The sequence below is a fragment of the Stenotrophomonas maltophilia genome (assembly GCF_002799155.1).
In the GTDB taxonomy this organism is placed as follows: Bacteria; Pseudomonadota; Gammaproteobacteria; order Xanthomonadales; family Xanthomonadaceae; genus Stenotrophomonas; species Stenotrophomonas maltophilia_R.
Map to the genome: position 1 here is coordinate 2069759 of NZ_NERD01000002.1, position 24122 is coordinate 2093880.

At 67.9% G+C, this 24122-nt stretch carries 21 protein-coding genes and 1 pseudogene; 9 read left to right on the forward strand and 13 right to left on the reverse strand.

The genetic code is table 11. The features are described 5' to 3' along the window. Window positions 1-15: 15 nt before the first annotated feature. Window positions 16-348, reverse strand: coding sequence for a hypothetical protein (locus B9Y82_RS10155; protein ID WP_100473061.1), 333 nt, complete (start codon window positions 346-348; stop codon window positions 16-18). A 96-nt stretch (window positions 349-444) separates the two neighbouring features. Here B9Y82_RS10155 and B9Y82_RS10160 point away from each other — a divergent pair, with 96 nt between their 5' ends. Continuing rightward, the gene (locus B9Y82_RS10160; RefSeq protein ID WP_100473064.1) at window positions 445-3474 is read left to right on the forward strand and encodes a sensor histidine kinase; all 3030 of its coding nucleotides are present in this window, start codon (window positions 445-447) and stop codon (window positions 3472-3474) included. Continuing rightward, window positions 3467-4120, forward strand: a complete 654-nt coding sequence (locus B9Y82_RS10165; RefSeq protein ID WP_100473066.1) for a response regulator — start codon at window positions 3467-3469, stop codon at window positions 4118-4120. The genes B9Y82_RS10160 and B9Y82_RS10165 overlap by 8 nt, the downstream gene beginning before the upstream one ends. Before the next feature lie 523 nt (window positions 4121-4643). On the opposite strand, the gene B9Y82_RS10170 is transcribed toward B9Y82_RS10165, so the two are convergent. Beyond that, entirely contained in the window at window positions 4644-5837 is a 1194-nt protein-coding gene (locus tag B9Y82_RS10170) for an MFS transporter (RefSeq protein ID WP_100473069.1), read from the reverse strand. A gap of 93 nt (window positions 5838-5930) precedes the next feature. On the opposite strand from B9Y82_RS10170, the gene B9Y82_RS10175 reads away from it, so the two are divergent. Beyond that, a complete protein-coding gene (locus B9Y82_RS10175) occupies window positions 5931-6860 on the forward strand; it encodes a LysR family transcriptional regulator (RefSeq protein WP_100473071.1) in 930 nt (309 codons plus the stop codon). A 93-nt stretch (window positions 6861-6953) separates the two neighbouring features. Here B9Y82_RS10175 and B9Y82_RS10180 read toward each other — a convergent pair whose 3' ends face one another. Together B9Y82_RS10180 and B9Y82_RS10185 are read right to left on the reverse strand one after the other, a co-directional pair. Then, entirely contained in the window at window positions 6954-8411 is a 1458-nt protein-coding gene (locus tag B9Y82_RS10180; RefSeq protein ID WP_100475208.1) for an amidohydrolase family protein, read from the reverse strand. Between the two features lie 51 nt (window positions 8412-8462). After that, window positions 8463-9164, reverse strand: a complete 702-nt coding sequence (locus B9Y82_RS10185; protein WP_100473074.1) for an ankyrin repeat domain-containing protein — start codon at window positions 9162-9164, stop codon at window positions 8463-8465. A gap of 122 nt (window positions 9165-9286) precedes the next feature. Here B9Y82_RS10185 and B9Y82_RS20865 point away from each other — a divergent pair. From B9Y82_RS20865 to B9Y82_RS10200, 3 genes and pseudogenes are all read left to right on the forward strand, one after another. Next, window positions 9287-9403, forward strand: a pseudogene (locus B9Y82_RS20865) (LysR family transcriptional regulator); the annotation flags it as partial. Between the two features lie 157 nt (window positions 9404-9560). Beyond that, complete coding sequence (locus tag B9Y82_RS10195; RefSeq protein ID WP_100473076.1) at window positions 9561-10442, forward strand: LysR substrate-binding domain-containing protein; 882 nt, start codon at window positions 9561-9563, stop codon at window positions 10440-10442. A gap of 125 nt (window positions 10443-10567) precedes the next feature. Beyond that, entirely contained in the window at window positions 10568-11005 is a 438-nt protein-coding gene (locus B9Y82_RS10200; protein WP_100473079.1) for a DUF3806 domain-containing protein, read from the forward strand. A gap of 115 nt (window positions 11006-11120) precedes the next feature. Here B9Y82_RS10200 and B9Y82_RS10205 read toward each other — a convergent pair whose 3' ends face one another. Beyond that, entirely contained in the window at window positions 11121-12281 is a 1161-nt protein-coding gene (locus tag B9Y82_RS10205; RefSeq protein ID WP_100475209.1) for an amidohydrolase family protein, read from the reverse strand. A 185-nt stretch (window positions 12282-12466) separates the two neighbouring features. Here B9Y82_RS10205 and B9Y82_RS10210 point away from each other — a divergent pair, with 185 nt between their 5' ends. Next, window positions 12467-13108, forward strand: coding sequence for a hypothetical protein (locus tag B9Y82_RS10210; RefSeq protein ID WP_100473081.1), 642 nt, complete (start codon window positions 12467-12469; stop codon window positions 13106-13108). An 80-nt stretch (window positions 13109-13188) separates the two neighbouring features. On the opposite strand, the gene B9Y82_RS10215 is transcribed toward B9Y82_RS10210, so the two are convergent. Continuing rightward, entirely contained in the window at window positions 13189-15915 is a 2727-nt protein-coding gene (locus B9Y82_RS10215; RefSeq protein WP_100473084.1) for a TonB-dependent receptor plug domain-containing protein, read from the reverse strand. Between the two features lie 179 nt (window positions 15916-16094). Here B9Y82_RS10215 and B9Y82_RS10220 point away from each other — a divergent pair, with 179 nt between their 5' ends. Next, entirely contained in the window at window positions 16095-16730 is a 636-nt protein-coding gene (locus B9Y82_RS10220) for a GNAT family N-acetyltransferase (protein ID WP_100473087.1), read from the forward strand. Here B9Y82_RS10220 and B9Y82_RS10225 read toward each other — a convergent pair. After that, window positions 16727-17506: a CDP-diacylglycerol diphosphatase gene (locus B9Y82_RS10225; protein ID WP_100473090.1), complete on the reverse strand. Its 780-nt coding sequence runs from the start codon at window positions 17504-17506 to the stop codon at window positions 16727-16729. The two genes, B9Y82_RS10220 and B9Y82_RS10225, sit on opposite strands and share 4 nt — an antisense overlap. Window positions 17507-17574: 68 nt before the next feature. Continuing rightward, window positions 17575-18234 carry a decarboxylase gene (locus B9Y82_RS10230; protein WP_100473093.1) on the reverse strand — a complete coding sequence of 220 codons (660 nt, stop codon included), beginning with the start codon at window positions 18232-18234 and terminating at the stop codon, window positions 17575-17577. Window positions 18235-18404: 170 nt separating this feature from the next. On the opposite strand from B9Y82_RS10230, the gene B9Y82_RS10235 reads away from it, so the two are divergent. Then, window positions 18405-18701, forward strand: coding sequence for a hypothetical protein (locus B9Y82_RS10235; protein ID WP_087922875.1), 297 nt, complete (start codon window positions 18405-18407; stop codon window positions 18699-18701). An 82-nt stretch (window positions 18702-18783) separates the two neighbouring features. Here the strand turns inward: B9Y82_RS10235 and B9Y82_RS10240 are convergent, their stop codons facing one another. The 5 genes from B9Y82_RS10240 to lldR form a co-directional block, all read right to left on the reverse strand. Beyond that, entirely contained in the window at window positions 18784-19668 is an 885-nt protein-coding gene (locus B9Y82_RS10240; RefSeq protein WP_100473095.1) for a hypothetical protein, read from the reverse strand. Window positions 19669-19785: 117 nt separating this feature from the next. Beyond that, window positions 19786-20394 carry an SMI1/KNR4 family protein gene (locus B9Y82_RS10245; RefSeq protein WP_100473098.1) on the reverse strand — a complete coding sequence of 203 codons (609 nt, stop codon included), beginning with the start codon at window positions 20392-20394 and terminating at the stop codon, window positions 19786-19788. A 92-nt stretch (window positions 20395-20486) separates the two neighbouring features. Continuing rightward, window positions 20487-22193, reverse strand: coding sequence for a D-lactate dehydrogenase (gene dld / locus B9Y82_RS10250; RefSeq protein WP_100473101.1), 1707 nt, complete (start codon window positions 22191-22193; stop codon window positions 20487-20489). Further along, window positions 22190-23329 (reverse strand): FMN-dependent L-lactate dehydrogenase LldD, encoded by a 1140-nt coding sequence (gene lldD, locus B9Y82_RS10255; RefSeq protein ID WP_100473104.1) that lies wholly within the window; start codon window positions 23327-23329, stop codon window positions 22190-22192. The genes dld and lldD overlap by 4 nt, the downstream gene beginning before the upstream one ends. Window positions 23330-23333: 4 nt before the next feature. Continuing rightward, window positions 23334-24098: a transcriptional regulator LldR gene (gene lldR / locus B9Y82_RS10260; protein WP_100473106.1), complete on the reverse strand. Its 765-nt coding sequence runs from the start codon at window positions 24096-24098 to the stop codon at window positions 23334-23336. Window positions 24099-24122 lie beyond the last annotated feature (24 nt).

Consider the following 24122-nt stretch of genomic DNA (forward strand, 5'->3'; position numbering starts at 1 on the left):
GGTCGAGGCCAGCACCTACCCGAATGGGGGAGGCCGGCGGCCGAGCAGGCGGCGCCCGAACAGGCGCGCATCCACTGAGTAGGCGCCTGGCCCCAGCATCAGCAACGCCGGTGGCAACGCCATCAGCGGCCACGGTGCCTGCTGCGCGAACATGCCCGCGACCGCCATCAACGCCGCCAATGGTGTCAACGCGCCCAGCACGAGCATGGCCGCCGCCAGCAGGCACAGCATCGACGCCCACGCCGCATCCGTGCCGGGCGTGCACAGCGCGGCGGCCAGGCACAGCCGCAGCCACAGCAGGCCGATGCCCGGACCGCGGTCGGGGAACATCACAAACAGGCGCTGCATCGCCAAGCTCCAGAGGACATGCCGGCGTGATAGCCGACAGCGGCGCCCGCCGCCTACCCCGTTCGGGTCACCCCGGGCTGCCCCACACCTGCCAGAATGCGCGCCATGCGTGTCCGCCCCTTCCCGTCGCAGCGCCACCTGCCGACGCTGCTGACCTGCCTGCTGCTGTTGACTGCCCTGCCCGCCCTCGCCGTGCAGCGCCCGCCGGTGAGCGGCGGGCTGCCCGATTACGAGCACACCGCCTGGCGCGTCGGTCAGGGCGCACCCGGTGACATCTGGGACATCACCCAGGACCGCGACGGCCTGTTGTGGCTGGCCACCGGCTCGGGCCTGTACCGCTTCGACGGCCGTCGTTTCGAACGCCAGGCGGCGCCAGGCGGCAGCCACTTCCCGTCCACCAACATGGTCACTCTGGCGCAGACCCGCGATGATGCCCTGTGGATCGGTTACTTCCAGGCTGGCATCAGCCAGTTCGCGCGCGGCCAGCTGCACAACTACGGCCGCGACCAGGGCGTGCCGGTGGGCGTGGTGCCACACTTCAGCCAGGACCGTGACGGTCGCCTGTGGGCCGCGATCAATGGTGGGCTACGCCAGTTCGATGGCCAACGCTGGCAGCCGCTGCCCACTGGCACGGGCGTGCCGGAACACCGCGTGCAATGGCTTCTGCACGACAGCCGCGGCACCTTCTGGGTACTGGCCGACCTGAAGGTCTGGATGCGCGCGGCCGGCCAGGCCGCGTTCGAAGACACCGGCATCGCCGTATCGCAGATGGCGACGCTGGCCGAAAGTCCGCAGGGTGAAGTGTGGCTGGCCGACCGCGTGCGCGGTACGTCGCCGCTGGCCAACGCACAAGGCCTGCTGCCGGACAGCGAGCGCGAGGCACGGCGGTTGCCGGAGCTGGTCGCTGCGCGCCTGCAGTTCACTGCCGATGGCGCGCTGTGGGCAACGATGAGCCCGCATGGCGGTGTCGCCCGGGTCACCTTCGCGGGCGGCCGCGCCATACGCATGGAGCGCTTCGATTCGCCTCACGGGCTGACCGCCACCTCTGCCGTTCCGATCATCGCCGATCGCGAAGGCAATCTCTGGGTCGGCACCAATCTCGGCCTCAACCGCTTCCGCGCGCGCAGCGTGCACACGCTGGCGGTAGGCCCCCGTGATCCCTACCGCTCACTGGTGCGGGCCAGCGATGGGCACGTGTATGGCTATGGCGAAGACCTCAAGCCTTACGACCTCAGGCGCAGCCTGCTCGATGGCAGTGCCACGCAGCTGCAGGCCGCCGCGCGCCAGGCACCCACCCCGATCTGGCAGTTCGACTGGGTCAATCTTGCGCGCACCGAGGCCGGCCACACCACGCGGATTCCGCTGCCTGCGCCCTTCACCGGGCAACCACTGCATGCCCTGCTGTTCCCCGACGACGAGCAGGCCTGGGTCTGCACGGGCGAACGAGGGGTCCTGCACTACCTGCACGACCAGTGGCAGCGCGAACGCCGCCTGCCCGAACAGGCCTGCTCGTCGCTGGCGCTGGATGCCAACGGCCAGCTGCTGCTCGGCTATGCAGACGGCCGGCTGCGCCGCATGGGGGCGACGCGCATCGAAACCTTCGACGCCAGCCACGGCCTGTCGGTCGGGCCGATCACGGCGGTACTCGATCATCGGGACCTGCTGCTGGTTGCCGGCGAGGCCGGGTTGGCCGTGCGCCTGGGCAATGGCCGGTTCGTCCAGGTGAGCACCGACATGGCTGGCGTGATGGAAGGCATCACCGGCATGGTCGCCGATGCGAATGGCTACCTCTGGCTCAATGGTAGTCGTGGCCTGGTCCGACTGGGGAGCGATCAGCTGCGGCGCGCACTGCGCAGCGGGCAGCCGGTGACGCCACGCCTGTTCGATGCGGTGGATGGCATGCCCGGCATCGCCCTGCAGAGCGGACCGATCGCCACCGCCGCACTGGCCAACGATGGCCTGTTGTGGCTGGCCACCAACCAGGGCCTGGCCTGGCTGGACACCACCCGCTCGCACGTCAACACCATGCCACCCAGCGTGCGCATCGGCGAAGTGCTCTATGGCAGCGAGCACGCGCCGCTGCGCGATGGCCTGCGCCTTCCGGCCGGCACCAGCCAATTGCAGATCGATTACGTGGCGCTGTCGTTGGCACGCCCGGAGCGCAACCGCTACCGCTATCGCCTGTCCGGCGTTGACGACGGCTGGCAGGATGCGGGCAGCAGCACGCGCGCGTATTACACCAACCTCGCACCGGGCAACTACCGGTTCGACGTGGAAGCAGCCAACGAGGATGGTATCTGGAGCGCCGCGCCGGCCAGCCGCAGCTTCCGCATCGCCCCCACCTTCATGCAGACCGTGTGGTTCAAGCTGCTGTGCGCGGCCGTGATCCTCGCGCTGCTGGTGATAGCCGTGCGCATCCGCAGCGGGCAGCTGGCGGCCCTGTTCCGCGCGCGCCTGCAGGAACGCCATGGCGAACGCGAACGCATTGCCCGCGACCTGCACGACACCCTGCTGCAGGGCAGCCAGGGCCTGATCCTGCGCCTGCATGCGATCAGTCAGGCCGCGCAGACGCCAGAGCCCGTGCGCAGCCAGCTGGAATCGGCGATGCAGCTGGCCGAACGCAACCTGGCCGAGGGCCGCGAGCGGGTCAACGCGCTGCGTGACGGTCCGTTCGCGGGCCGCGACCTGGCTTCGGCACTGGCCGATGTTCACGCCGAATACGCCGGGCACGGCACCAATCCGCTGCGCCTGACCGTGGAAGGCGCAACACCACCGCTGCAGACCGATGCCGCCGAGGAAGTGTTCCTGATCGGACGCGAAGCCATCCGCAATGCGCTGCGCCATGCCAATGCCAGCGCCATCGAAGTGGAGCTGTCTTACGGGACGCGGTGCTTCCTGCTGCACGTGCGCGATGATGGCGTCGGCATCGCCGAAGAAAACGCCGGCAACGGCCATTGGGGACTGCAGGGCATGCGCGAACGCGCGCAGCGCCTCGGTGCGGACCTGCAGCTGTGGACACGCCCCGGGCTGGGGACCGAAGTCGCGCTGGCGGTTCCCGCCCGGCGCCTGTATCACCGCCGCCCACCACGTTGGCGCTGGCCTTGGAGCAAAGCACACCATGACTGAGTCCCCTGCCCCGATTGGCGTGCTGGTGGTCGACGACCACCCGCTGCTGCGTGACGGCCTGGCTGCGCTGCTGGGTGCCCATCCCGACCTGCGCCTGCTCGGCGAGGCCGCCGATGGCGAGGAAGCCATCGCGCGCTACCAGCAGTTGCAGCCGGACGTCGTGCTGATGGACCTGCAGATGCCACGGCTGGATGGTGTCGAGGCCATCGTGCGGATTCGCGCGCTGGATCCGCGTGCTCGCATCATCGTGCTGACCACCTACCGCGGTGATGTCCGCGCGGTCCGCGCGCTGCAGGCCGGCGCCAGCGCCTATCTGCTGAAGGACATGCTGCGTCACGAACTGGTCGACACCATCCGCATGGTGGCCGGTGGCCGGCGCGCACCGATTCCACCAGTGGTGGCGGCGAGCATCGCCGCACATGTAGTCGAGGATCGGCTGTCGCCGCGTGAGACCGAGGTGCTGCGGCACGTCGCCAGCGGGCTGTCGAACAAGCGCATCGGCGAGCGCATGCAGATTTCCGAGCAGACGGTGAAGGCACACATGAAGAGCCTGATGGACAAGCTCGGGGTGGGTGATCGCACGCATGCGGTAACCCAGGCGTTGCGGCGCGGGATCATCAGCCTGGACGACAGTGGTCACGATTAGGCGGTTGTTCGGCAGGGCCTGCAGCCCTGCACCCGCAGTAGTGCCGGCCGCTGGCCGGCAACCTCAACAGCAACAGCAGAAGCGTGCATTGCGTGGGATGGCGGAGCGGTGTCGGACTGCGGGGACGCCGTAAACCCATCCTTGGGGGCTTGGCCGCGGCATCCATGCCGAGGGCACCCCGCACTCCGACACCGCCCCAGATCCGCGCCATGCGTGGATGAAAGCTGTCAGATATCGAAATACACCGGGGGTCAGATCCGTTTTCCTTCGGAAAACGGATCTGACCCCAAGAGCCGTTCCGACAGATCGCAGAAAACTTTCGAAGGCGGGGTGGGTCCGGTTGCGGGGGCGTGAGCGCCATGGATGGCGCGACCGAGCCTACATGGACGTATTTACGGCGTCCCCCGCAACCGGACCTACCCCGCCATCCCACGGACAGCCGGCTTTTGCTGTTGCTGTTGCTGTTGCTTCAGCTTCCAGCTTCCAGCAGATGCAGGGCTGCAAGCCCTGCCGAACACCATCCTTACTTCGAACGCAGCAGCAGGCTGCCGCCCGCGCACACCACCGCCAGCCAGGCCACGCCGTGCCACCCCCACTGCGCCAGCGCCAGGCTGCCCAGCGCACCACCGGCGGCCATGCCGATGAACATGCCCGTGAACAGCAGCGCATTGAGCCGGCTGCGTGCCGGCGGCACCAGGCCGTAGACCAGCGTCTGGTGCGCCACCAGCGCCGACTGGAAACCGAAGTCGAACAGCAGCGCACTCACCACCAGCAGCGGCAGCAGCGCGGCGGCCGGCAACCAGGTTTCGGCCAGCAACAGGCCGAAGCCCAGCAGCGCCACCGCGATCGCCAGCCGCGCCACTGCGTGGCAACCCAAGCGATCGGCGAATCGACCCGCAAACGGCGCAGCCAGTGCACCGGCCGCACCCGCAATACCGAACGCACCCGCCGCCGCACTGCCCAGGCCCAGGCGTGCATGCAGCATCAGCGCCAGTGTCGACCAGAACGCGCTGAAGCCGACCGCCAGCAACGACTGGCTGGCCACCGCACGGCGCAGCTGCGGCTGCTCGCGCCACAACGCCAACAACGAACCCAACAATGCCGGATAGCGCAGCGTGCTGGTCGGTGCGAAGCGTGGCAGCGCCCGCGCCATCACCGCACCCATCGCCGCCACCGATAGCGCGGCCAGCACGAACTGCGTGCGCCAACCCCATGCTTCAGCCACCACGCCGCTGACCACGCGCGACAACAGGATGCCGAGCAGCAGGCCGGTCATCACCCGGCCGACGATCTGGCCGCGCTGTGCATCCGGCGCCAGCACCGCAGCGGCCGGCACGATGTCCTGTGCCAGCGTGGCCATCAGCCCGACCAGCAGGCTGGCCATCAGCAGGCCCGGCAGGTGCCCGGCCATCGCTGCGGCGCCCAGTGCCAGTGCCAGCAGCGCGGACTTCAACAGAATCAGGTGACGCCGGTCGAAACGGTCACCCAGCGGTGCCAGCAGCAGGATGCCCAGCGCATACCCCAGTTGGGTCATGGTCGGTACCAGGCCGGCGGCGCGCTCACCGGCACCGAGGTCCTGGGCGATCAGGCCCAGCATCGGCTGGCTGTAATAGAGCGAAGCGACCGAGAAACCGGCGCCGGCCGCCATCGCCAGCACCAGCGGGGTGGAGGGTGCGGTCGCGGGTGCGGCGGCGACGGACAGCGAGGGGGTAGACATGGGGGAGTCCGGTGGAGGAAGTGGGCGTATCCTGCCGGTATTCGCATGACGTCTGTAGTAGGCTTCATTGCATACCCTCCATACGTCGCACGCATGAATGACTTTGCTACCGGTGCGGATCGCCTGGATCTGCTGCGCACCTTTCTGCGCATCGTCGATGCCGGCAGCCTGTCTGCCGCAGCCGTGCAGCTGGGTACCACCCAGCCGACGGTCAGTCGCCGCCTGCAGGCCCTGGAGCGGCAGCTCGGCCTGCGCCTGCTGCAGCGCTCCACCCACGGCCTGCAGCTGACCGAAGATGGCCTGCGCTGCCAGCGCCATGCGCAACGGGTCGTGGACGAATGGGAGTCACTGCAGGCCGAACTGCATGGCGAACCGGAAACGCTGCGCGGACGCCTGCGGGTGATGGTGCCGCACGCGTTCGGCCAGGCGCAGCTGCTGCCGACCATGCTCGCGTTCCTCGCCAAACACCCGCAGCTGAGCCTGGAGTGGATCCTGGAAGATCGGCGCCCGGACTTCATCGCAGAAGGCATCGACTGCGCGGTGCGGGTGGGCCCAGTCGACGAACCGCGCATGGTCGCGCTGCCGCTTGCCGAAGTACCGCGCATCGTCGTGGCTGCGCCCACACTGGTGCAGACCACCGCGATCAGCACACCAGAACAAGCGCAGGCACTGCCGTGGATCTCACTGGCCACCTACTACCGCGAACGCCTGCTGCTGCATGACGCACAGGGGCGCGCGCATACGCTGTCGATCAGCCCGCGCCTGCTCAGCGACAACCTGTTCGTGGTGCAACAGGCCGCGTGTGCCGGGCTGGGCGCAGCGGTGGTCTCGGCCTGGCTGGTGGCCGAGGACATCGCACACGGGCGGCTGGTGCAGCTGCTGCCGGACTGGCAGGCACCGGCACTGCCGGTACACGTGGTATTTCCCGCCGCGCGCCAGCAGCCGCCGCGGCTGCGCGCCTTCATCGATGCGATGAAGGCCGCGCTGCCTCAGCTGCATGGGATGCGGCCGGCGTCGCGCTAGGTCCCCGGCCGCATCATCCACGCATGGCGTGGATTCCGTTCGAGGCCACAGGGTCAGGGCCCTTCCCGGTGGGAAGGGATCGGACCCTGTCGATCATTGCGCCTTCGCCGCCTCGGCATTCCAAGCCGCGACCTTGGCCTTGGTGTCGGCCAGCATCTTGTCCAGTGCGGCGCGGTCATACACGTTGCCGCGCAGGATCACGCTGTCGATCTTTTCGGTGGCGGTAATGTCCTGCAGCGGATTGGCAGTCAGCAGAACCAGATCGGCGGCCTTGCCCTGCGCGACACCACCGTAGCGGTCCATCTGGCCGAACCAGGCCGGGCCGGAACGGGTCGCGGCGGACAGCGCCTGCGGTGCGCTCAGGCCTTCCTTCACGAACAATTGCAGTTCCTGGTGCAGGGCGATGCCCGGGAAATTGAACGAATTGAGGAAACCCGCATCGGTGCCGGCGATGATTGTCACGCCGGCTTCCTGCAGCATCGGCAGCACCGCGGCCACCTGGTGGTACTGCGCGTGGCGCGCTTCGATCTGCGCTGGCGTTGCCTTGGCGGCACGGTCGACGCGCCACTGGTAGGTCGCGCGCAGGCCCGGGCCGATGTAGGCCAGGTACGGATCGTTGGCGTGGTCATCCTGGTCGAGGAAGTCGAGGATGCGGCCACCGTTGAGGGTCGGGGTCACGAATACGCCGCGCTTTGCGAAATCGCGGTAGGCATGCATCGCGGTATCGCGGTCGAAGCTGGCGTCGAGGCGCCGGTTGGCTTCGGCGCGGTCGATGCGGCCGGCACCGAAGTCGGCGGCGATCTTCGCTTCGTCCTTGCTGCCGGCCTTGAATGCATAGTCCAGATGCTCGATCGAGGCCAGGCCGGCATCGACCGCCTGCTCCACGGTCAGCGCCATCGGGATGTGGCCCGACGCCTTGAAGCCGGCCTTGCGCGCGGCACTGGCCGAGTACAGGAACAGCTCCGGCTTCAGCGTGCTGTCGGTGATCTTCACGAAATCAACCTTGTCGTGCTGCAGGCGGGTGATCGCCTGGTCGACGTCGGCCTCGCTGCCCACCTCGATCGTGCCTTTCCAGACCGGCTTGATGCCTTCGATCTTCGCGCCGGAGCTGAGCAGGCGCGGGCCGAACAGCGTGCCCTTGGCGATCTCACCGCGCCATTGCAGCACCTGTTCGGGAAGATCACCGGAGCAATCGCGCACCGTGGTGATGCCGTGCGCGATGTACAGCGGCAGCAGCGCCTTGTTCTCTTCGATCAGCGCCGGGCCACCACCAAAGTGCACGTGCATGTCCCACAGGCCCGGAATCAGGTACTTGCCCTTGGCATCGATCTGGCGGGCCGTACTCCACTGGCTGCGCAGCTGCGCGTCCGGGCCGACGGCGACGATGTCCTCGCCACGGATCACCACGCTCTGCCCGGCCAGGGTGCTGGCGTGCTCGACATCGACCACGGTGGCATTGCGGATCAGCAGGTCGGCGCGCTCGGCAGCAGACGCCGACAGCGGTGCCACCGCAAGGAGGATGGCAAGGGACAACGGACGGGAACGGAACATGGACAGCATCCTGGTGGGCACGCCCAGCGTGCGGGTGGAAGGGGTTTGCATTCAGCGCACCGCGCCGTGCTGGCGCAGCAGGGTTTCAATTCCGGTATAGCCGCGCTGGCGCGCGTGTGCCAGCGGCGTCACGCCATCGCCGTCGGCCAGCTCCGGGTCGGCACCAGCCTCCAGCAGCAGCTGCACGATCTGCACGTGGCGCGCGCCGCCATCGCCGAGCAGGATCGCTTCCAGCAGCGCGGTCCAGTGCAGCCGATTGACATGGTCCACCGCCACGCCCGCGCGCAGCAGCGTGCGCACGGTGGCAACGTGGCCACGCTCGGCGGCGGGAATCAAGGCGGTGCCGCCGTAGCGGTTGGTGCTGCGCAGATCGGCGCCGTGCGCCAGCGTCATCGCCAGGATCTCATCCAGGCCACGCGCGCCGGCATACAGGTAGGCGCTGTCCTGCAACGCATCCTTGGCATTGACGTCGGCGCCGGCTTCGATCAGCTCACGCGCGGCATCCACGTTGTTGCGATGGGTCGCCAACAACAATGCGGTGCGGCCCTGGCCGTCGCGCGCCTCCAGATCGGCGCCGTCTTCCAGCGCCCCGCGCACCGCCTCGGCATCGCCGCGGCTGGCAGCATCACGCAGGCGCGCATCCGCATCGGCCCGGGACGTGGCCGTACAGGCCGGGGTGACCATGGCCAGCAGGAACAACAGCAGCACGCGCGCAAACGGCGTAGGCCAGCGAAGCGAACGATGGAAGCGCATGACGGTGTCTCCTCCTGTCCATCAGCACGGATCACCGCGTGACGGTAGCAACGGCCGGGCATTGCCGGCCCCTGCCCTGCATGGTAGAAGTCGGCCTGGGTATCCAGAAGTGAAATGTTCAAATGCAAGACAGTGCCAAATCGAATAGAACCCTGTTCGAACTGGACCTGCTGCGGGCGCTGGTGATGGTGGCCGACTGCGGCAGCTTCACCACGGCGGCAACGCGCCTGCATTCGACCGGCGTAGGCCAGCGAAGCGAACGATGGAAGCGCATGACGGTGTCTCCTCCTGTCCATCAGCACGGATCACCGCGTGACGGTAGCAACGGCCGGGCATTGCCGGCCCCTGCCCTGCATGGTAGAAGTCGGCCTGGGTATCCAGAAGTGAAATGTTCAAATGCAAGACAGTGCCAAATCGAATAGAACCCTGTTCGAACTGGACCTGCTGCGGGCGCTGGTGATGGTGGCCGACTGCGGCAGCTTCACCACGGCGGCAACGCGCCTGCATTCGACCCAGTCCACGGTCAGCCAGAAGGTGCGCCGGCTGGAGGCGCTGGCCGGGCATCGCCTGCTCGAGCGCGGCCACCGCGACGTGCACCCCACCGACGCCGGCCACACCCTCCTTGGCTACGCGCGGCGCATGCTCGACCTGAACGAGGAAATGGCGCAGGCGCTGGCGGGCGCCACCGTGGAAACCGCCGTCCGCATCGGCGTGCCCGAGGATTTCGTCAACGCGCAGACCACGCGCATGCTGGCCGCCTTCAGCCGTCGCCACCCGCAGGTGAAGCTGGAGATCAGCAGCGGCCTCAGCCGTGACCTGGCGCACGGCTTCGACCACGGCGAGCTGGACCTCGTGCTGGTCAAGCAACGCCGCAACACCCGCCAGGCGGTGCACTGCCGACGCGAGCCGATGCACTGGATCGACAGCCTGCGCAGCAGCTGCCTGCTGCAGGACCCTTTGCCGCTGGTCACCTTCCCGCCGCGCGGGCTGTACCGCGATGAGATGATCCACGCCGTGGAGGCACTCGGCCTGCGCTGGCGCATCGCCTTCACCAGTTCCTCGCTCAGCGGCATCCAGGGCGCGGTGGCCGATGGCATCGGCATCAGCCTGCTGCCGCGCCGCGCGGTCACCCGCGAACACCGCATCATCGATGGCGAGCGCGACCTGCCGGTGATCGACAACTACGAGATCGGCCTGCTGCATCGTGCGGACGCCGACGATGCGGTGCGTGCTCTTGCCAGCGAGTTGTGGCGGCAGGTACAGCGCGAGCCGGACTGACCACGGTAGATCCGCGCCATGCGTGGATGCTGTTCGCGCATCAAGCATCGACATATGGTCAATCCGGCCGCACGGCGGGCAGCATCGCCCCGTAGAGTGCCCGCTGATCCCGCACCCGATGCAGCATGTCCGGCGAAATCCCCACCCGCTTCGATCCCCTGCCCGCCGCCCTGCAGGCGCACCTGCAGCACCAGCGATCGCTGATCGCCGCGCGCGTGGCCGTCGGCTTCCCGGCGCTGCCGGTGCAGTGGCCGCTGGCGGCCACCACGCTGCAGCGCGTGGTCGATGCCGAGCTGATCGATCATGACGACTGCGACGGCTGGGAAGCACTGGGCGTGGCGTTCGGCGATACCCTGGCCCAGCGCGTGCCCGGCCTGGCCTGGATGCAGGTCACCGATGCCTGGGGCATCGACGCGGTGCTGCGCTACGCCGACAGCAGCCTGCAGATCGGCGCCAGCACACTGCTGCTCAAGCGCGTCGAACAGGGTGAGGTCATCGACATCGCCCACCTGCTGGCGTGGCTGGAAGAGTTCGTCGCTACCCGCGCCGACGATTACGCCTGAACAGCCGCCGAGCATGGCTCGGCGCAATCGGAACCGGCGTGGCGTGATGGGTAGATCCACGCCATGCGTGGTTGGAACCACCGCGCGGCCACAGTCATCCACGCACGGCGTGGATCTACAGCCAGCGGCCGTCCACCACCACGCGTCGTTCCACCGGCACTGCAGCCACGGCCGCCGGACCGTGGTCGGCACGCACCGCCACGAAGGTGGCCGGGTGTCCTTCTGCAAGGCCGTACTGTGGCAGCCCGATCACCTGTGCGGCATGGGTGGTCACCATGTCCAGCGCCAGCATCAGGTCGGCATCGGTGTAGAAGCCCGAGCGGTACCCCAGCAGCATCGCCCGCTGCAGCAGGTCGCCGTTGCCGTACGGCCACCAGCAGTCGCGGATGTTGTCGTTGCCGGCGAACACGCGCACGCCGGCATCATGCAGTGCGCGCAGCGGCGGGAACGGATGGTCGCCCGGGGCATTGCTCATGATCGCCACGCCCGCCGTCGCCAGCGCCTCGCCCACCTGCAGCGCACGCGCCAGCGGCACCTCTCCCAGCGCATAGGCATGGCTGACCGCCACCCGCCCCTGCAGCCCGGCAGCCCGCGTGCGCGCCGCGATGCGCAGCAACTGGGCCAGGCCGGTTTCGCCGGGCTCATGCAGGTGGATGTCCAGCTGCACGCCATAGCGCTCGGCCAGGCCGAACAGCAGCGCCAGTTGACCTTCAGCATCGCCATCCAGGGTGGTCGGGTCGATGCCACCGAGCACCTCCACGCCCGCTGCAATGGCCTGCTCGAGTACCGCGGCGGTGCCCGCGCAGGACATCACCCCGGCCTGCGGGAACGCCACCAGCTGGATGCGCATGATGTCGGCACAGCGCAACGCCGCCTCGCGCACCGCGTCGAGGTGGCGCAGGCCGGTGCTGCCGTCGATGTCGACGTGACAGCGCATCGCCACGGTGCCGAAGCCGCTGCACTGGCGGATCAATGCCTCGGCGCGTTCCACCATCGGTGCGGCACCCGCCACCGCGGCCTTTTCCACCGCCAACCGTTCACGCAGGCTGTTCACCGGCTGGTGCGGGTGCCAACGGTCGCCGACGAAGCTTTTGTCCAGGTGGATGTGGCCGTCAACCAGGCCGGGCAGCACCGCGAAGCCCTGCAGGTCGACGCTTTCTGCCCCATCGGCGGGCCGGGCATCGTCATTGAGCCCGCTGATGCGGCCATCACGGATATGGAAATGCAGCGGTGCGCCGTGGCGGTCGACGCCGCCGTGGATGAACTGCAGGGTCATCGGAAACTCCCCGGAAAGCCAAGTCATGGCGCCATCCTGCGCGCCGGCACCGCCATCGGCCAACGAAATATCTGGATGCCACACATTCATCAGAACGATGAATGCCGCCGCGACCACCGGTCGCAGCCACGCCGTGCACACGCCTGAACGGGTACCATAGGCACCTGTTTCCGCTGTGATGCCGCATGGGCCCGTCCGACCGCCACGATCGTCTCCGCCGCTGGCAGGCCGCGTCCCTGCTGGCTGCTGCCCCGATCGCCAGCCTGTCCGCCACTGATGCCGCCGCCACCGCGCCGCTGCAGGCGCCGCCTGGGCAACAGCGCATCGCCCCGGCGGCGCTGGTCGAGCGGCTGCACCAGCGCGTGCTGTCCGGTCAGAGTGCCACCGCCACCCTGGAACACTGGTGCGCCGAGCACGGCTTGGCCGAACAGGCACGGGTACGCGCGGTGCGCGTGCACGGCCAGGACAAGCCGGTGCCGGCCGACGTGCTGCAGGCATTGGGCGCGAAACCCGGCACCGACCTGCGCTATCGCCGCGTACAGCTGGTCTGCGGCAGCCGCGTGTTGTCCGAGGCCGACAACTGGTACCTGCCCGGCCACCTCAGTCCGGCCATGAACCAGGTGCTGGACAGCACCGACGAACCCTTCGGCCGCGTGGTCGGTCCGCTCGGCTTCCAGCGCCAGACACTGGCCGACCAGACGTTCTGGCCGCCGCGTGGCGACGGCGACCATGGCGTGATCCTGGAAGTGCGCGCCTTGCTGCGCGACCGCCAGCAGCAGCCCTTCAGCTACGTCATCGAGTCGTACCTGCAGCAGGCGCTGCCCTAGGCGCCGAGCGGGCGCAGCAGAACCGCACATCGAGACAACTGAAGGCCCGGCAGTGCCGGGCCTTCTGCTTGCGTGCCGGATCAGCGGAACCGGTAGTCCAGCTGCAGCCAGTACTGGCGGCCATACGGGTCATAGTTGCCGACCGGATAGAACGGCCAGCCACCTCCGTTCCTGTCCGCCGGCGGGCGGCTGTCACGCAGGTTGTTGACGATCACACCCACCGACAGATTCTCGCCGAACTGGCGGAACACACTGGCGTTGTAGGTCATGTACGGCGCGATGCGGCCACTGCCATCGGTCTTCGGCAGCGAACCGAAGCGGTTGCCATACAGCGTGGTGGTCCAGTCACCCTGGTTCCAGGTGATGCTGCCGTTGGCCTTGCTGCGCCACTGGTAGTCATCCAGCGAATTGCGGATGTCACGCTCCGGATCATCGGAGAACTGGCGGTACGTGTGCTCCAGCACCACGGTATAGGCCAGGCGCGTGGTGAAGCGGCCATAGCGGCCGGCATCGAAGCGCCAGTTGCCCTTCAGGTCCAGGCCACGCACCGATTCGGAGGCCGCGTTGATCGGGTTGATCAGCACGCGGGTCACCTGGTCCGGCTGCACCGTGGCAGTGGACGGATTGCGGATCACCCGCGACAGCGCGTCCTGGCACAATGGCGAACCGATGTCGCGTGCTTCGCCGCCCAGCGTGCGGCCCAGGCGGCAATCGGCCTCGTCACGCAGGATGCGGTTGGTGTCGAGGCTGGTCACCTCGTTGTCGATGCGGATGTCGTAGTAGTCGGCACTGAAATCCAGCCCGGACAGCGGCGACCAGACCACGCCGAAACCATAGGACTTCGCGGTTTCCGGCTGCAGCTGCGCGTTGGCACGGTTGCTGTAGTCGATCGACAGGCCGTTGTAGTCGCAGTTGTCGTACGACTGGCCTGCGGTGCGGCAGCGCCAGTAGTCGGTCATGCCCGGGTTGTAGCCGCGGGTCTCGGTGGCGAACACGTAGTTCATGTCCGGCGCACGGAAGCTGGTCGCAGCAGAGCCGCGGATCAACAGGCTCTCGATCGGGCGGAACTCGACGCCGAAGCTCCAGGTCGCCTTGCCGATGTGCTCGCCGCCGGCGCGGTACTGGTCGTAGCGGCCGGCCAGCGTGGTGGTCAGCGATTGCAGCAGCGGCAACTGCAGCTCCACGCCGGCTGCATAGCGGTCACGATCACCGCCGGCACCGATACCGGCGCTGGTATTCCAGAACTCGCCGGTGCCCAGCCGCGGGTCCGGGCGGTTGCGGTAGCCCTGGCTGCCGGCCTCGACCACCGCCGCCAGCGCAGCGTCACCGCCCGGCAGTGCGAACAGGCGGCCGTTGACGCTGGCGCTGAAGGCCTGCAGCCATGCCGCGTTGCGGCTTTCCTGGTAGCCGGACAGGCGGCCGTATTCCTGCGGCGTCAGCGGCTGGAACAGCCGCGACGGATCCGGCGCGTAGACCTCCACGCCGTTGCGCACGCCCCGTTGCGGGCCGAGCAGGTACTCGTTTATGCCGGCCAGCAGCACCGGGCGCCGGGTGCGGTTCTCGTAGCGGGACCGGCTGTAGACCGCTTCATAATCCCAGCCGCTGTCGCCGATCTGGCCGCGCGCGCCCACGTTGAACGACCACGAGTTCTCCAGGAACCGGTTGGCGTTGCGCGGCAGGCCACCGATCTCTTCCGGCGCGAACCGGCGGTACCAGCTCTCCAGGTTGCCGGTGTTCTGGTTGTAGAAGTAGTTGCGCGATGACGTCCAGGTCGGGGCGCGGGTATTGTTGCTGATGCGCGCGCTGCCCACCGCCAGGTCGGCGAACAGGTCGGTGTGCTCGTCCAGATGGAAGGTCAACAGGCCATAGCCATTGAGGTTGCGCTTCTCGGTCTGCACGGTCCAGTAGCTGGCCGCTGCCTCGTTGCTGCCGCAGTACCACCCCTGGCGCGGGTTGTTGGCACGGAACACGCTGCCGCCGTAGATGCCGGACGCCCCGTCGCAGCCATTGACGCCCGGATCGATGTTGCGCCCGGTAGCCGCGTTGCGCCGATAGGCAATCGCCGTTGCCTGCGGTGCCTTGCCGGCCGGATCATCGTCCAGTGAATCCATGAAGTCGCGCTGGCGCGCGTGGATCGCCTTGCGCACATCGAACTCGAAACCAAACAGGCCGTCCCAGCGTTCGCCGGACGTGCCGCCGACCACCTGCACGCGCTGGTTGTCACCGCCGCCCTGCTGGGTGCCACCGGCGCGCACGTTCACGTCGACGCCCTCGAAACGGTCCTTGAGGATGATGTTGACCACACCGGCAATGGCGTCGGAGCCATACACCGCCGACGCGCCCGCAGCCAGCACCTCGATGCGCTCGATCAGCGCACTGGGGATGTTGGCCAGGTTGACCACGTTCACCGAGCCTTCGTAGGCCAGCGGGTAATCGGCCTGGCGGCGGCCGTTGACCAGCACCAGCGTGCGGTTCGGGCCCAGCCCGCGCAGGTTGATGGTGTTGGCGGCCGGCGTGAACGTATTGCCGAAGTCCTCGCCCTGCACGTTGCCGGTGTTCTCGGTCAGTGCACTCAGGGCGTCGAAGGCGTTGCGGTAACCCTGCGCGTCGATCTGCTCACGGCTGATCACCGTCACCGGCGATGGCCCCTCGACACTGGCACGTGGAATGCGCGAGCCGGTGACCTTCACTTCCTGCAGTGTGGTGGGAGCGCTTTCCTGCGCGAAGGCCGGCAGCGGGACCAGCATCAGGGACGACAGCGCGAGCACCAGCGGACGCGGGCGCATCGCCTTGGGGGAGGCGGACATGGGCTTCCTGGGGGGAGTGGGCGGCAGTACGGGGCCAGTGCCTGTGCGGCACATAACGATCCCGTAACGAAAGTGTCCTGAATGGGTGGTTTCAACGGAAATGACCAGCCCTGATGGCGTTATGCCTGAACTGAATCAGACCCGTTCCCGGCACCGCCACGTTTTTTGCAATGAATTGCATGGCCTGGCGCCTCCGCGATGCGCATCGTGCCGGGATGACCAACAGCGCCCCTTCCACCCCCTTCGCTTCGCTACGCCCCGTCCTGCGCCGCCACTTGCTGCACCTCCAGGCCACGCCCATCACCCTGCGTTCGTTCCAGCGCACCGACCTGCCACGCTGGCGCGCCTTCGACGACCGTCGCCAGCGTGGCCAGCGGCATCCCCATGGCATTGATGAAGAGGCGCGGTTCCTCGCCAGCGTCTATCGTTCACGCCTCCAGGAAGACAACGACCTGCTGGTGCTGGGCGTGTTCGACGACGCACAGGGCGTCCTGCACGACCAGCTGCATATCCGCCTGCAGTCGCTGCATTCGCGCTGCGCCGAGCTGCAATCGCTGCAGCACCGGCACGCCCATCCGCAGGCGGCACTGAGGGCGCTGTGCCCGTTCCTGTTCGACGATGTCGGCCTGCACCGCGTTTTCGTGCTGCTGCCGCCAGGCTGCACCACCCCGTTTGCGCAGGCGCTGCAGGCCCATGGATTCATCCGCGAGGGGATCCTGCGCGACTACCATCTGGACGCACAGGGATGGCATGACCGCCAGTTGCTGGCGCTTACAGCGCCGGCCTGGCGCAGCTGCCAGCAGCGGATCGGCTAACGCACCCGTTCCAGTGCCGCACCGGCACCTGTCAGCGCCGTGCAGGCGTGGTCCTGCAGCTCCTCGCCGCTGGCATCGTTGCCGCTGGCGGCATCCACGCGGGTGGCCAGCAGGATGAAGCCGGGGCCGCCCTGCACGTCATCGCGTCCGGCCACCACCAGGCTCCACTGGCCCACGTCGCCCACCCCGCTCAGGCCGTAGGCCAGCAGGTTGAGCGGATTGGCGGTGAGCGCTGCGCCCGGCAGCAGATAGGCCTGGTACTGATGCCCGCGCAGTGGTACCGGCAACGGTGACCAGCGCGGACCAAGCGCACCGGCATGTGCATCCAGCGCCTGCAGCACATCCGCGCGCAGGCAGTCGACATGGATATGCAGCTGGTGCTGCGAGCGGCCATGCGGCGAATTCAGCGCCAGGCTGGCCACGTTGCGCGGCAACGGCTGGCCCAGGGCCTGTTCGGTATGCCCGCGCGCCTGCCAGGCGGCCGCGAAATAGTTGGGCGCCCCACGCTGGTACAGGCCGTGGCTCTCGATGCCACTGACCTTGTCCAGCGGCATCAGCAGGAACTGGTAGTCGCCGTGCGCATCCTTGACCAGCACGTCGCGGCGGTCGGCGCCCGTGTCCACCCGCAGGCAGCTGCCCCGCGGGCCTCCTGCCGCCTTGCAGTCACGCTCGATCAGGCGCCACAGCGCATCGGAAGTGGCCGGCGGCGGAGGCGGCGCGCTGGCGCAGGCGGACAACAGCAGCAGGGACGACAGCAGCAAGGGACGCAGGAACACGGCAGCGACTCACGGAACAGGCACGGCAGACGGCGCCGCGCTGCATTCTAGCCAGTGCCGTGCTGCAATCAGTAAGTGCCGAACGGCACTTCAACCACGAACGGGGCCCCGCTGTCGCCGCCCTGCAGGGTGTAGCGGTCCAGCGCACCATCGTCATCGGCGTGCGGCTGGCGCTGGAAATGCAGGGAATATCGGTTTTCGCCCAGCAGGACGGCATTGCCGTCGGCCTCCAGGGCGGCGCCTTCGGGAATCAGCAGCCCACCCAGGTCGCTGTAGGCGCCCGGCACATCGGTGAAGCCATAGTCGGCCAGTTCGTCCACCCGCTGCATCGCATAGACATGCGGCAGATAAGGACGCGCCGGGCTGCGGCCATTGCTCAGGTCGGTCACCCAGGCCTGCGGCAGGTGGTACTGCTCGCGCAGCGTGGCCACGCCCAGCGACGGGCTGGCCACCTGCAGGCAGCACACCACGCGCTTGCCCTCACGGTCGACAACGGCGAATCGATCGCCACGGGTCGCAGCCTGCGGCAGCATCGCGAAGGCCAGGTTGCGCTGGGCCGGCGCGTAGCCGGCCTCGGTCTGCAGGTTGCGCCAGGCGCCGAACACCGGCGTTTCCGCAGCGGCGGCGGGCACCGGCTCGGCGGCGGTGGCGGCACACGCCACGCCCAGCACCGACACTGCCAGTACCGTCATCACCCTGCCCTTGTCGCGGAAACTGCCTGCCGTCATACCGTACCAACGCCTGCACCGGAATGGCCCGGCCTGCCCGCTGGCGCGCTGCCAGTCAACCCTCCCACTATGCAGTGACCACGCTGTGCCGGCAATGACCAGGACGCTGACGCCTTTCGCGCGCCTGGTGCTATCGTTCCCGCCATCTTCCCCTGCGCAGGAGCGCTCGCATGTCCGCCTTCCGTCTGTCCCTGTTGCTGCCGGCCTCTGCCCTGCTGCTGTCGGCCTGTGTCAGCACCCCAGGCCCGCAGGTCAAGGGCACCGGCCAGTGCGATGCCAGCCAGCTGGGCTGGGCGATCGGCCAGCCGGCCAATGAACCCAACATCCGCCGCCTGTCCAGCGAGAGCGGCGCCGGCCTGGTCAACCCGATCGGCCCCAACACCATCACCACCCGGGACATCCGCCACGACCGCCTGCGCGTGTACGTGGACAAGGACAACATCATCACCGCCACCCGCTGCGAGTAAGCGCCCCGCAGTTTTTGTAGTGCCGAGCCCACGCTCGGCTCTACCGAAAAGGCGAGTCGGGCACGGCTTGACTCTACAGGGATCAGGGTTCGGTATACCCCGCACAATCCGGCAGTTCCTGGTCCGGGTGGAACACCCCATTGCTGAAGCGGAACAGGCGGGTATAGCTGCACGCCGGGTCCTGCTCGGTGCGCAGGTCCTTCTTCTTCAGCGGCCCCTTGGCGAGAGAATCCTCGAAGCGTGAGGCACCGGCCGGGAACCGCGTCGCCACCGTCTGGTAGCGCAGCACCGGCATGCCCCCAGCGGCCGTATCCAGCGCCAGCTTCGCCGAGAACCCATATTCGTCGTGGCAGGCGCCTGCGCGCTGCTTCATGTCCTGTTCGCTGAAGCAGGCGCGGATCATCGCGTTGCCCCGCCATGGCAGGGTCAGCACGTCATCGTCCACCTGGATGTCATCCTGCAGGTGACGCACGCGCGCCAGCTGCAGTGTGGACGCGTCGGCACCCCCACCGGAGTACATCGCGCTGGACTTGACGATGCCGCCCACCAGCACGTTCTGGCGGGCACGCTGCCGCGGGTCACTCACTGCCTCATCGCTGCCCACGCCAGGCGCCAGACGCACGATCCACGGCCACAGCGACAGCTCGCTTTCCTGCGGCACGTCGATGCTGACGTGGTAGGTGTGTGGCTTGCCCTGGCCCGGCCCCTTCTCAAGCACTTCCAGCACGGTCGGCCGGTCACCATCCTCGGCAACCGGCTGCACGCGCACGCACCAGTTTCCGTCCCGCGTGCAGTCATAGAGCCCCGCCGGTCCCTCCTCATTGGCGATCAACACCTGCCCCAGCGGCTCCATCACATTGCCGGCGGCGTCACGCTGCTGCGGCAGGATCGAGCCCTGGGCCAACGCCAGCACCGGGGTTGCCAGCAGTGCAGCGCACAGGATCGTGCGGGCAACGATGAGGGGCATGGAGGAGATTCCTGCTCGTGGAATCAAGATGGTAGCGCAGGAATAACGGAACGATCGCGACCAGCCCGGTGAACCGGAACCCAAGCGGCACACTACCTGTCAGAACGGCGCTCCCAACTACGCCCCGCCAGTAGTACGGAGAATGGCCGGGGGAGCGAAGCCGTCATCAGTTGACGACTCGAGATTCTCACCATCCCAGCTTGCCTGAGTGATCCACTCCACAGCCTTTTCAGCGAAGTCAGCGAAAGTGAGAGCGAGAAGGTACTTGGTGTCTTCATCCGCACCAAAGGCAATCATCTGTCCTTCAGTACCGCCAATGTCGGGGTCGAAATCCAATCCCATGTGATTGCCGCCACCATCCTGAGTCAGCGGTATCCAACGCGCATTGGTATACATCGGCTTCACCACCCCCGCGGGACTCGACTTCATGAACTCCGCGCAGTCCTCGTTCATGCCGTCGGCCTCGATCTCACGCCAACCCTGCCACTGCCGCCCGATCTCCTTGGACGAGAGCATCTGACTGCCAAACAGAAGCCCGGCCCCATCCTGCCCGTCGTGAATCATCAGCAGCTGCTTTAGCAGATCTGGCAAAGCGACTCCAAGCTGGACTTCCAGTTCAACCAACTCGCTTTCGGAGGCTCCGGGCCGCAACTGCACTTCATCCAGACAACCCTTCTCGTGAAGCGACGCTTTGATGGACGCCCATATCTGATCTGCACCCTGCATTGATTCTGTATCCGTCTCAACCAAGATCTCAGCCTAGTGCCAACCCGATCAGTGAGGAATGCAAGAAATCCGAATTTTCGGAGAGTTCGCCGCTAGTGCCCACTACAGTCGCAGCCACCCCAGCCCTTGGCTTTCGACGTCTGGCCGATACCGGGATTGAACGTATTGCTCGGGTCCAGCTGCCGGTAGAAACCGGCAAGCGCCGGCTTGGCCGGGTACAGGTGGCCAACGTTGTGCTCGGCTGGATACTCGGCGCCACGCTGGTCCAGCAGCGCCCACATCGCATGCTCGATCGCCATCGGGTCTTCGCCCTTGCGCGCGATGTAGTCCTGGTGGAACACGTGGCACAGGAAGTGCCCGTAGTACAGCTTGTGCAGCAGCCGGCCATCGATATCGGCCGGCAACTGCTCGAACCAGTCGGCGTCATCACGGCGCAGGGCGATGTCCAGCGCCACGATGTCCTGCACCTGGCTGCGATGCACTTCGCGGTAGCGCACCGCGGCGCCGGCCACGGCGAAGCGATGCAGGAAGGCCTTGCGCCCTTCGTCCGCCGTGCAGTGGAAATAGTCGCCCTCGTTCGTGGCGAAGAAGCCGCGCAGCCAGGCCTCGGTGTCCGCTGCATCCTGCGCGGACACCTTCAGCAACAGGTGATGTTCGTAGCGCTGGCGGAACTCGCCCATGCGCTTGGGCAGGTGCGACGGCAACAGGCCGGTCAGCAGCTGCATCACCCGATCGGTCATCCCGCGCAGGCCCAGCCGCTCGAACCAGCCGTCGACCCGGCTCTTCAAGGCGAACGCGGCGGGCACGCGTGCGGTGCCGAGGCGATCGATCAGCAGGAAGCTGTCCTTGCCGTAGCGCTCGCCGATGTCATAGGCATCGCGGTGGATGTACTCACCGGCAATCGGCAGGCGCTCGAAGCCGGTCAGCAGCTGGCGCCGGATCGCGGTGAGGCTGTCGGTACGGTTGCTGCCAATGTAGAAGACCTCGGCGGCCTCCTTCTCGAAGGTATCCAGGCGCACCGCGAACACCGCCAGCTTGCCGGCCGAACCGGCAGCTTCGAAGTGGCGACTGGGATCGGCGTTGAAGCGCGCCGGCGTATCGGCATCGACCCGGCGCACTTCCTCGGCGTAGCGAGGATCGGAGGCAGCGCGGCCGTCACCGTCACCCACGTCAGCGGCGCAGTAGTCGCCCGCCTGCAGGCGCTGCAGGATCTGCTCGGGCGTATCGCCCAGCGCGATGCCCAGATGGTTGACCAGCTGCAGCTGGCCCAGCGCATCGACCTGTGCATACAGTGCCAGCTCGGTGTAGGCCGGGCCGCGACGCACCAGCGCGCCACCGGAGTTGTTGCAGATGCCGCCCAGCACCGAGGCGCCGATGCAGGACGAGCCGATCACCGAATGCGGTTCGCGGCCCAGTGGCGCCAGCGTCTGCTCCAGCCGGTCCAGCGTCGCGCCGGGCAGGCACAGCACCTGCCGGCCCTCGTTCAACAGCTGGATCCCGGTCAGGCGCAGCGTGCTGACCAGCACGATCGGACGCCCATAGTCGTTGCCATCCGGGGTCGAGCCACCGGTCAGGCCGGTGTTGGCCGCCTGCAGGATGATCGCCGCCCCGCCCTGCACCGCTGCCTGCAGCACGTGCCACAGTTCCAGCAAGGTACCCGGGCGTACCACCGCCAGCACCGGACCGTCGCCGAAGCGGTAGCCACGGCGGAAACGGCGGGTGGCCTTGTCACCGGTCAGTACATGGCGGCCGCCGACCGCATCGCGCAACTGCGCCAGCATGGCATCGTGGCCACTCACGGCAGGCTGGCCAGCGAATCGCGGCCGATGTCGGCGATGCGGTGCGCACCGGTCAGTGTCATCGCCACGCGCATCTCCTTTGCGATCAGGTCCAGCAGGTTGGCCACGCCGGCCTCGCCCTGCGCGACCAGTGCATAGACGAAAGCACGGCCCAGCAGCACGGTGTCGGCACCCAGCGCCAGCATGCGCACCACGTCCAGGCCGGTACGGATGCCCGAATCGGCGAGAATTTTCAGATCGCCCTGTACCGCATCGGCAATCGCCGGCAGTGCGCGCGCGGTGGACAGCACGCCATCCAGCTGGCGGCCACCGTGGTTGGAGACCACAATGCCGTCGGCGCCGAACTTGACCGCGTCGCGTGCGTCATCCGGGTCGAGGATGCCCTTGATCACCATCGGGCCCTTCCAGAATTCGCGGATCCACTCCAGGTCCTTCCAGGAAATGGACGGATCGAAGTTGCTGCCCAGCCAGCCGATGTAATCCTCCAGCCCGGTCGGGTTGCCCCGGTAGGTGGAAATGTTGCCCAGGTCGTGCGGGCGGCCGAACAGGCCGACGTCCCACGCCCAGTGCGGGTGGGTGATGGCCTGGCCGATGCGGCGCAGCGAGGCATTCGGTCCGCTCATGCCCGAGTGCGCGTCACGGTAGCGCGCGCCCGGCACCGGCATGTCCACGGTGAACACCAGGGTGGTCACGCCCGCGGCCTGTGCCCGCTCCAGCGCATTGCGCATGAAGCCACGATCGCGCAGCACGTACAGCTGGAACCACATCGGCCGCTGGATGGCCGGCGCCACTTCCTCGATCGGGCACACCGACACCGTGGACAGGGTGAACGGGATTCCGCGGCTGTCAGCGGCGCGCGCCGCCTGTACTTCACCGCGCCGTGCATACATGCCGGTCAGGCCGACCGGCGCCAGCGCCACCGGCATCGCCAGCGTTTCTCCGAACAGCTTGGTTTCCAGGCTCAGGTCGGACATGTTGCGCAGGATGCGCTGGCGCAGCGCGATGTCGGACAGGTCGGAAACGTTGCGCTTCAGCGTGTGCTCGGCATACGCGCCGCCATCGATGTAGTGGAACAGGAACGGCGGCAGCCGGCGTTCGGCCGCAGCACGGTAATCGGTGGAGGCGGAGATGATCATGGGGTCAACCGTGTGGGGAAGGTAGACGCGAGGCCCGCGCACGCCGGGCTTCGTTGTCATCGAGGGTGCGCAGCGTGGTATGCACGAACTCGAGGTGGGCGTGCGCGGCGGCGCGTGCGCGTTCGGGGTCGCCGGCCAGCACCGCGTCCATCATCTCGCGGTGCTGGTCGGACAGCGGCGAGAAGGTCCTCGCCGAGGTGTAGAGCTTTTCGCGGCTCTGCGAGATGTTGGTCTGCAGCAGGTCGAACAGGCCGCGCATCACCTGCAGCAGCACCAGGTTGTGCGAGGCCTCGGCGATGGACAGGTGGAAGGCAGCGTCGGCCTCGGCCTCGCCGGTGGGATCGTCCTTGCCGTGCGCGTCCATCATGGTCTGGAAGGCCTGGGCGATACGCGTGCGATCCTCATCGGTGGCGCGCAGCGCCGCATGCCAGGCGGTGGCACCTTCCAGCGCGTGACGGATCTCCAGCACGTCGAAGCGGTATTCCGGGTCGCCCTGGAACAGCGGCAGGTAGGGCGCCAGCGGTTCATCCAGCGCCTGCCGCGCGCGTGCCGCGGGTTCGGCCACGTAGGTGCCGCCACCGACCCGTGCAGTCAGCAGCCCCTGGCTGGACAGCTGCGCGATGGCCTCGCGCAGCGCCGTGCGCGAGACCCCCAGCTGCACCGCCAGGGTGCGCTCGGCCGGCAGCCGGTCACCCGGCTGCAGCCGCTGTTCCTGCACCAGGCCGCGCAGCTGCGCGGCCACCTTGTCCGAAATACGTTGCGTGCTCATGGCGCCATTGTGGCCCGAAGCGCG

What these genes read in the sequence shown, in the direction of transcription:
- B9Y82_RS10155 (WP_100473061.1), bottom strand. Translation starts at nt 348, where the DNA reads ATGCAGCGCCTGTTTGTGATGTTCCCCGACCGCGGTCCGGGCATCGGC.
- B9Y82_RS10160 (WP_100473064.1), top strand. Translation starts at nt 445, where the DNA reads ATGCGCGCCATGCGTGTCCGCCCCTTCCCGTCGCAGCGCCACCTGCCG.
- B9Y82_RS10165 (WP_100473066.1), top strand. Translation starts at nt 3,467, where the DNA reads ATGACTGAGTCCCCTGCCCCGATTGGCGTGCTGGTGGTCGACGACCAC.
- B9Y82_RS10170 (WP_100473069.1), bottom strand. Translation starts at nt 5,837, where the DNA reads ATGTCTACCCCCTCGCTGTCCGTCGCCGCCGCACCCGCGACCGCACCC.
- B9Y82_RS10175 (WP_100473071.1), top strand. Translation starts at nt 5,931, where the DNA reads ATGAATGACTTTGCTACCGGTGCGGATCGCCTGGATCTGCTGCGCACC.
- B9Y82_RS10180 (WP_100475208.1), bottom strand. Translation starts at nt 8,411, where the DNA reads ATGTTCCGTTCCCGTCCGTTGTCCCTTGCCATCCTCCTTGCGGTGGCA.
- B9Y82_RS10185 (WP_100473074.1), bottom strand. Translation starts at nt 9,164, where the DNA reads ATGCGCTTCCATCGTTCGCTTCGCTGGCCTACGCCGTTTGCGCGCGTG.
- B9Y82_RS10195 (WP_100473076.1), top strand. Translation starts at nt 9,561, where the DNA reads ATGCAAGACAGTGCCAAATCGAATAGAACCCTGTTCGAACTGGACCTG.
- B9Y82_RS10200 (WP_100473079.1), top strand. Translation starts at nt 10,568, where the DNA reads ATGTCCGGCGAAATCCCCACCCGCTTCGATCCCCTGCCCGCCGCCCTG.
- B9Y82_RS10205 (WP_100475209.1), bottom strand. Translation starts at nt 12,281, where the DNA reads ATGACCCTGCAGTTCATCCACGGCGGCGTCGACCGCCACGGCGCACCG.
- B9Y82_RS10210 (WP_100473081.1), top strand. Translation starts at nt 12,467, where the DNA reads ATGGGCCCGTCCGACCGCCACGATCGTCTCCGCCGCTGGCAGGCCGCG.
- B9Y82_RS10215 (WP_100473084.1), bottom strand. Translation starts at nt 15,915, where the DNA reads ATGTCCGCCTCCCCCAAGGCGATGCGCCCGCGTCCGCTGGTGCTCGCG.
- B9Y82_RS10220 (WP_100473087.1), top strand. Translation starts at nt 16,095, where the DNA reads ATGGCCTGGCGCCTCCGCGATGCGCATCGTGCCGGGATGACCAACAGC.
- B9Y82_RS10230 (WP_100473093.1), bottom strand. Translation starts at nt 18,234, where the DNA reads ATGACGGCAGGCAGTTTCCGCGACAAGGGCAGGGTGATGACGGTACTG.
- B9Y82_RS10235 (WP_087922875.1), top strand. Translation starts at nt 18,405, where the DNA reads ATGTCCGCCTTCCGTCTGTCCCTGTTGCTGCCGGCCTCTGCCCTGCTG.
- B9Y82_RS10240 (WP_100473095.1), bottom strand. Translation starts at nt 19,668, where the DNA reads ATGCCCCTCATCGTTGCCCGCACGATCCTGTGCGCTGCACTGCTGGCA.
- B9Y82_RS10245 (WP_100473098.1), bottom strand. Translation starts at nt 20,394, where the DNA reads ATGCAGGGTGCAGATCAGATATGGGCGTCCATCAAAGCGTCGCTTCAC.
- lldD (WP_100473104.1), bottom strand. Translation starts at nt 23,329, where the DNA reads ATGATCATCTCCGCCTCCACCGATTACCGTGCTGCGGCCGAACGCCGG.
- lldR (WP_100473106.1), bottom strand. Translation starts at nt 24,098, where the DNA reads ATGAGCACGCAACGTATTTCGGACAAGGTGGCCGCGCAGCTGCGCGGC.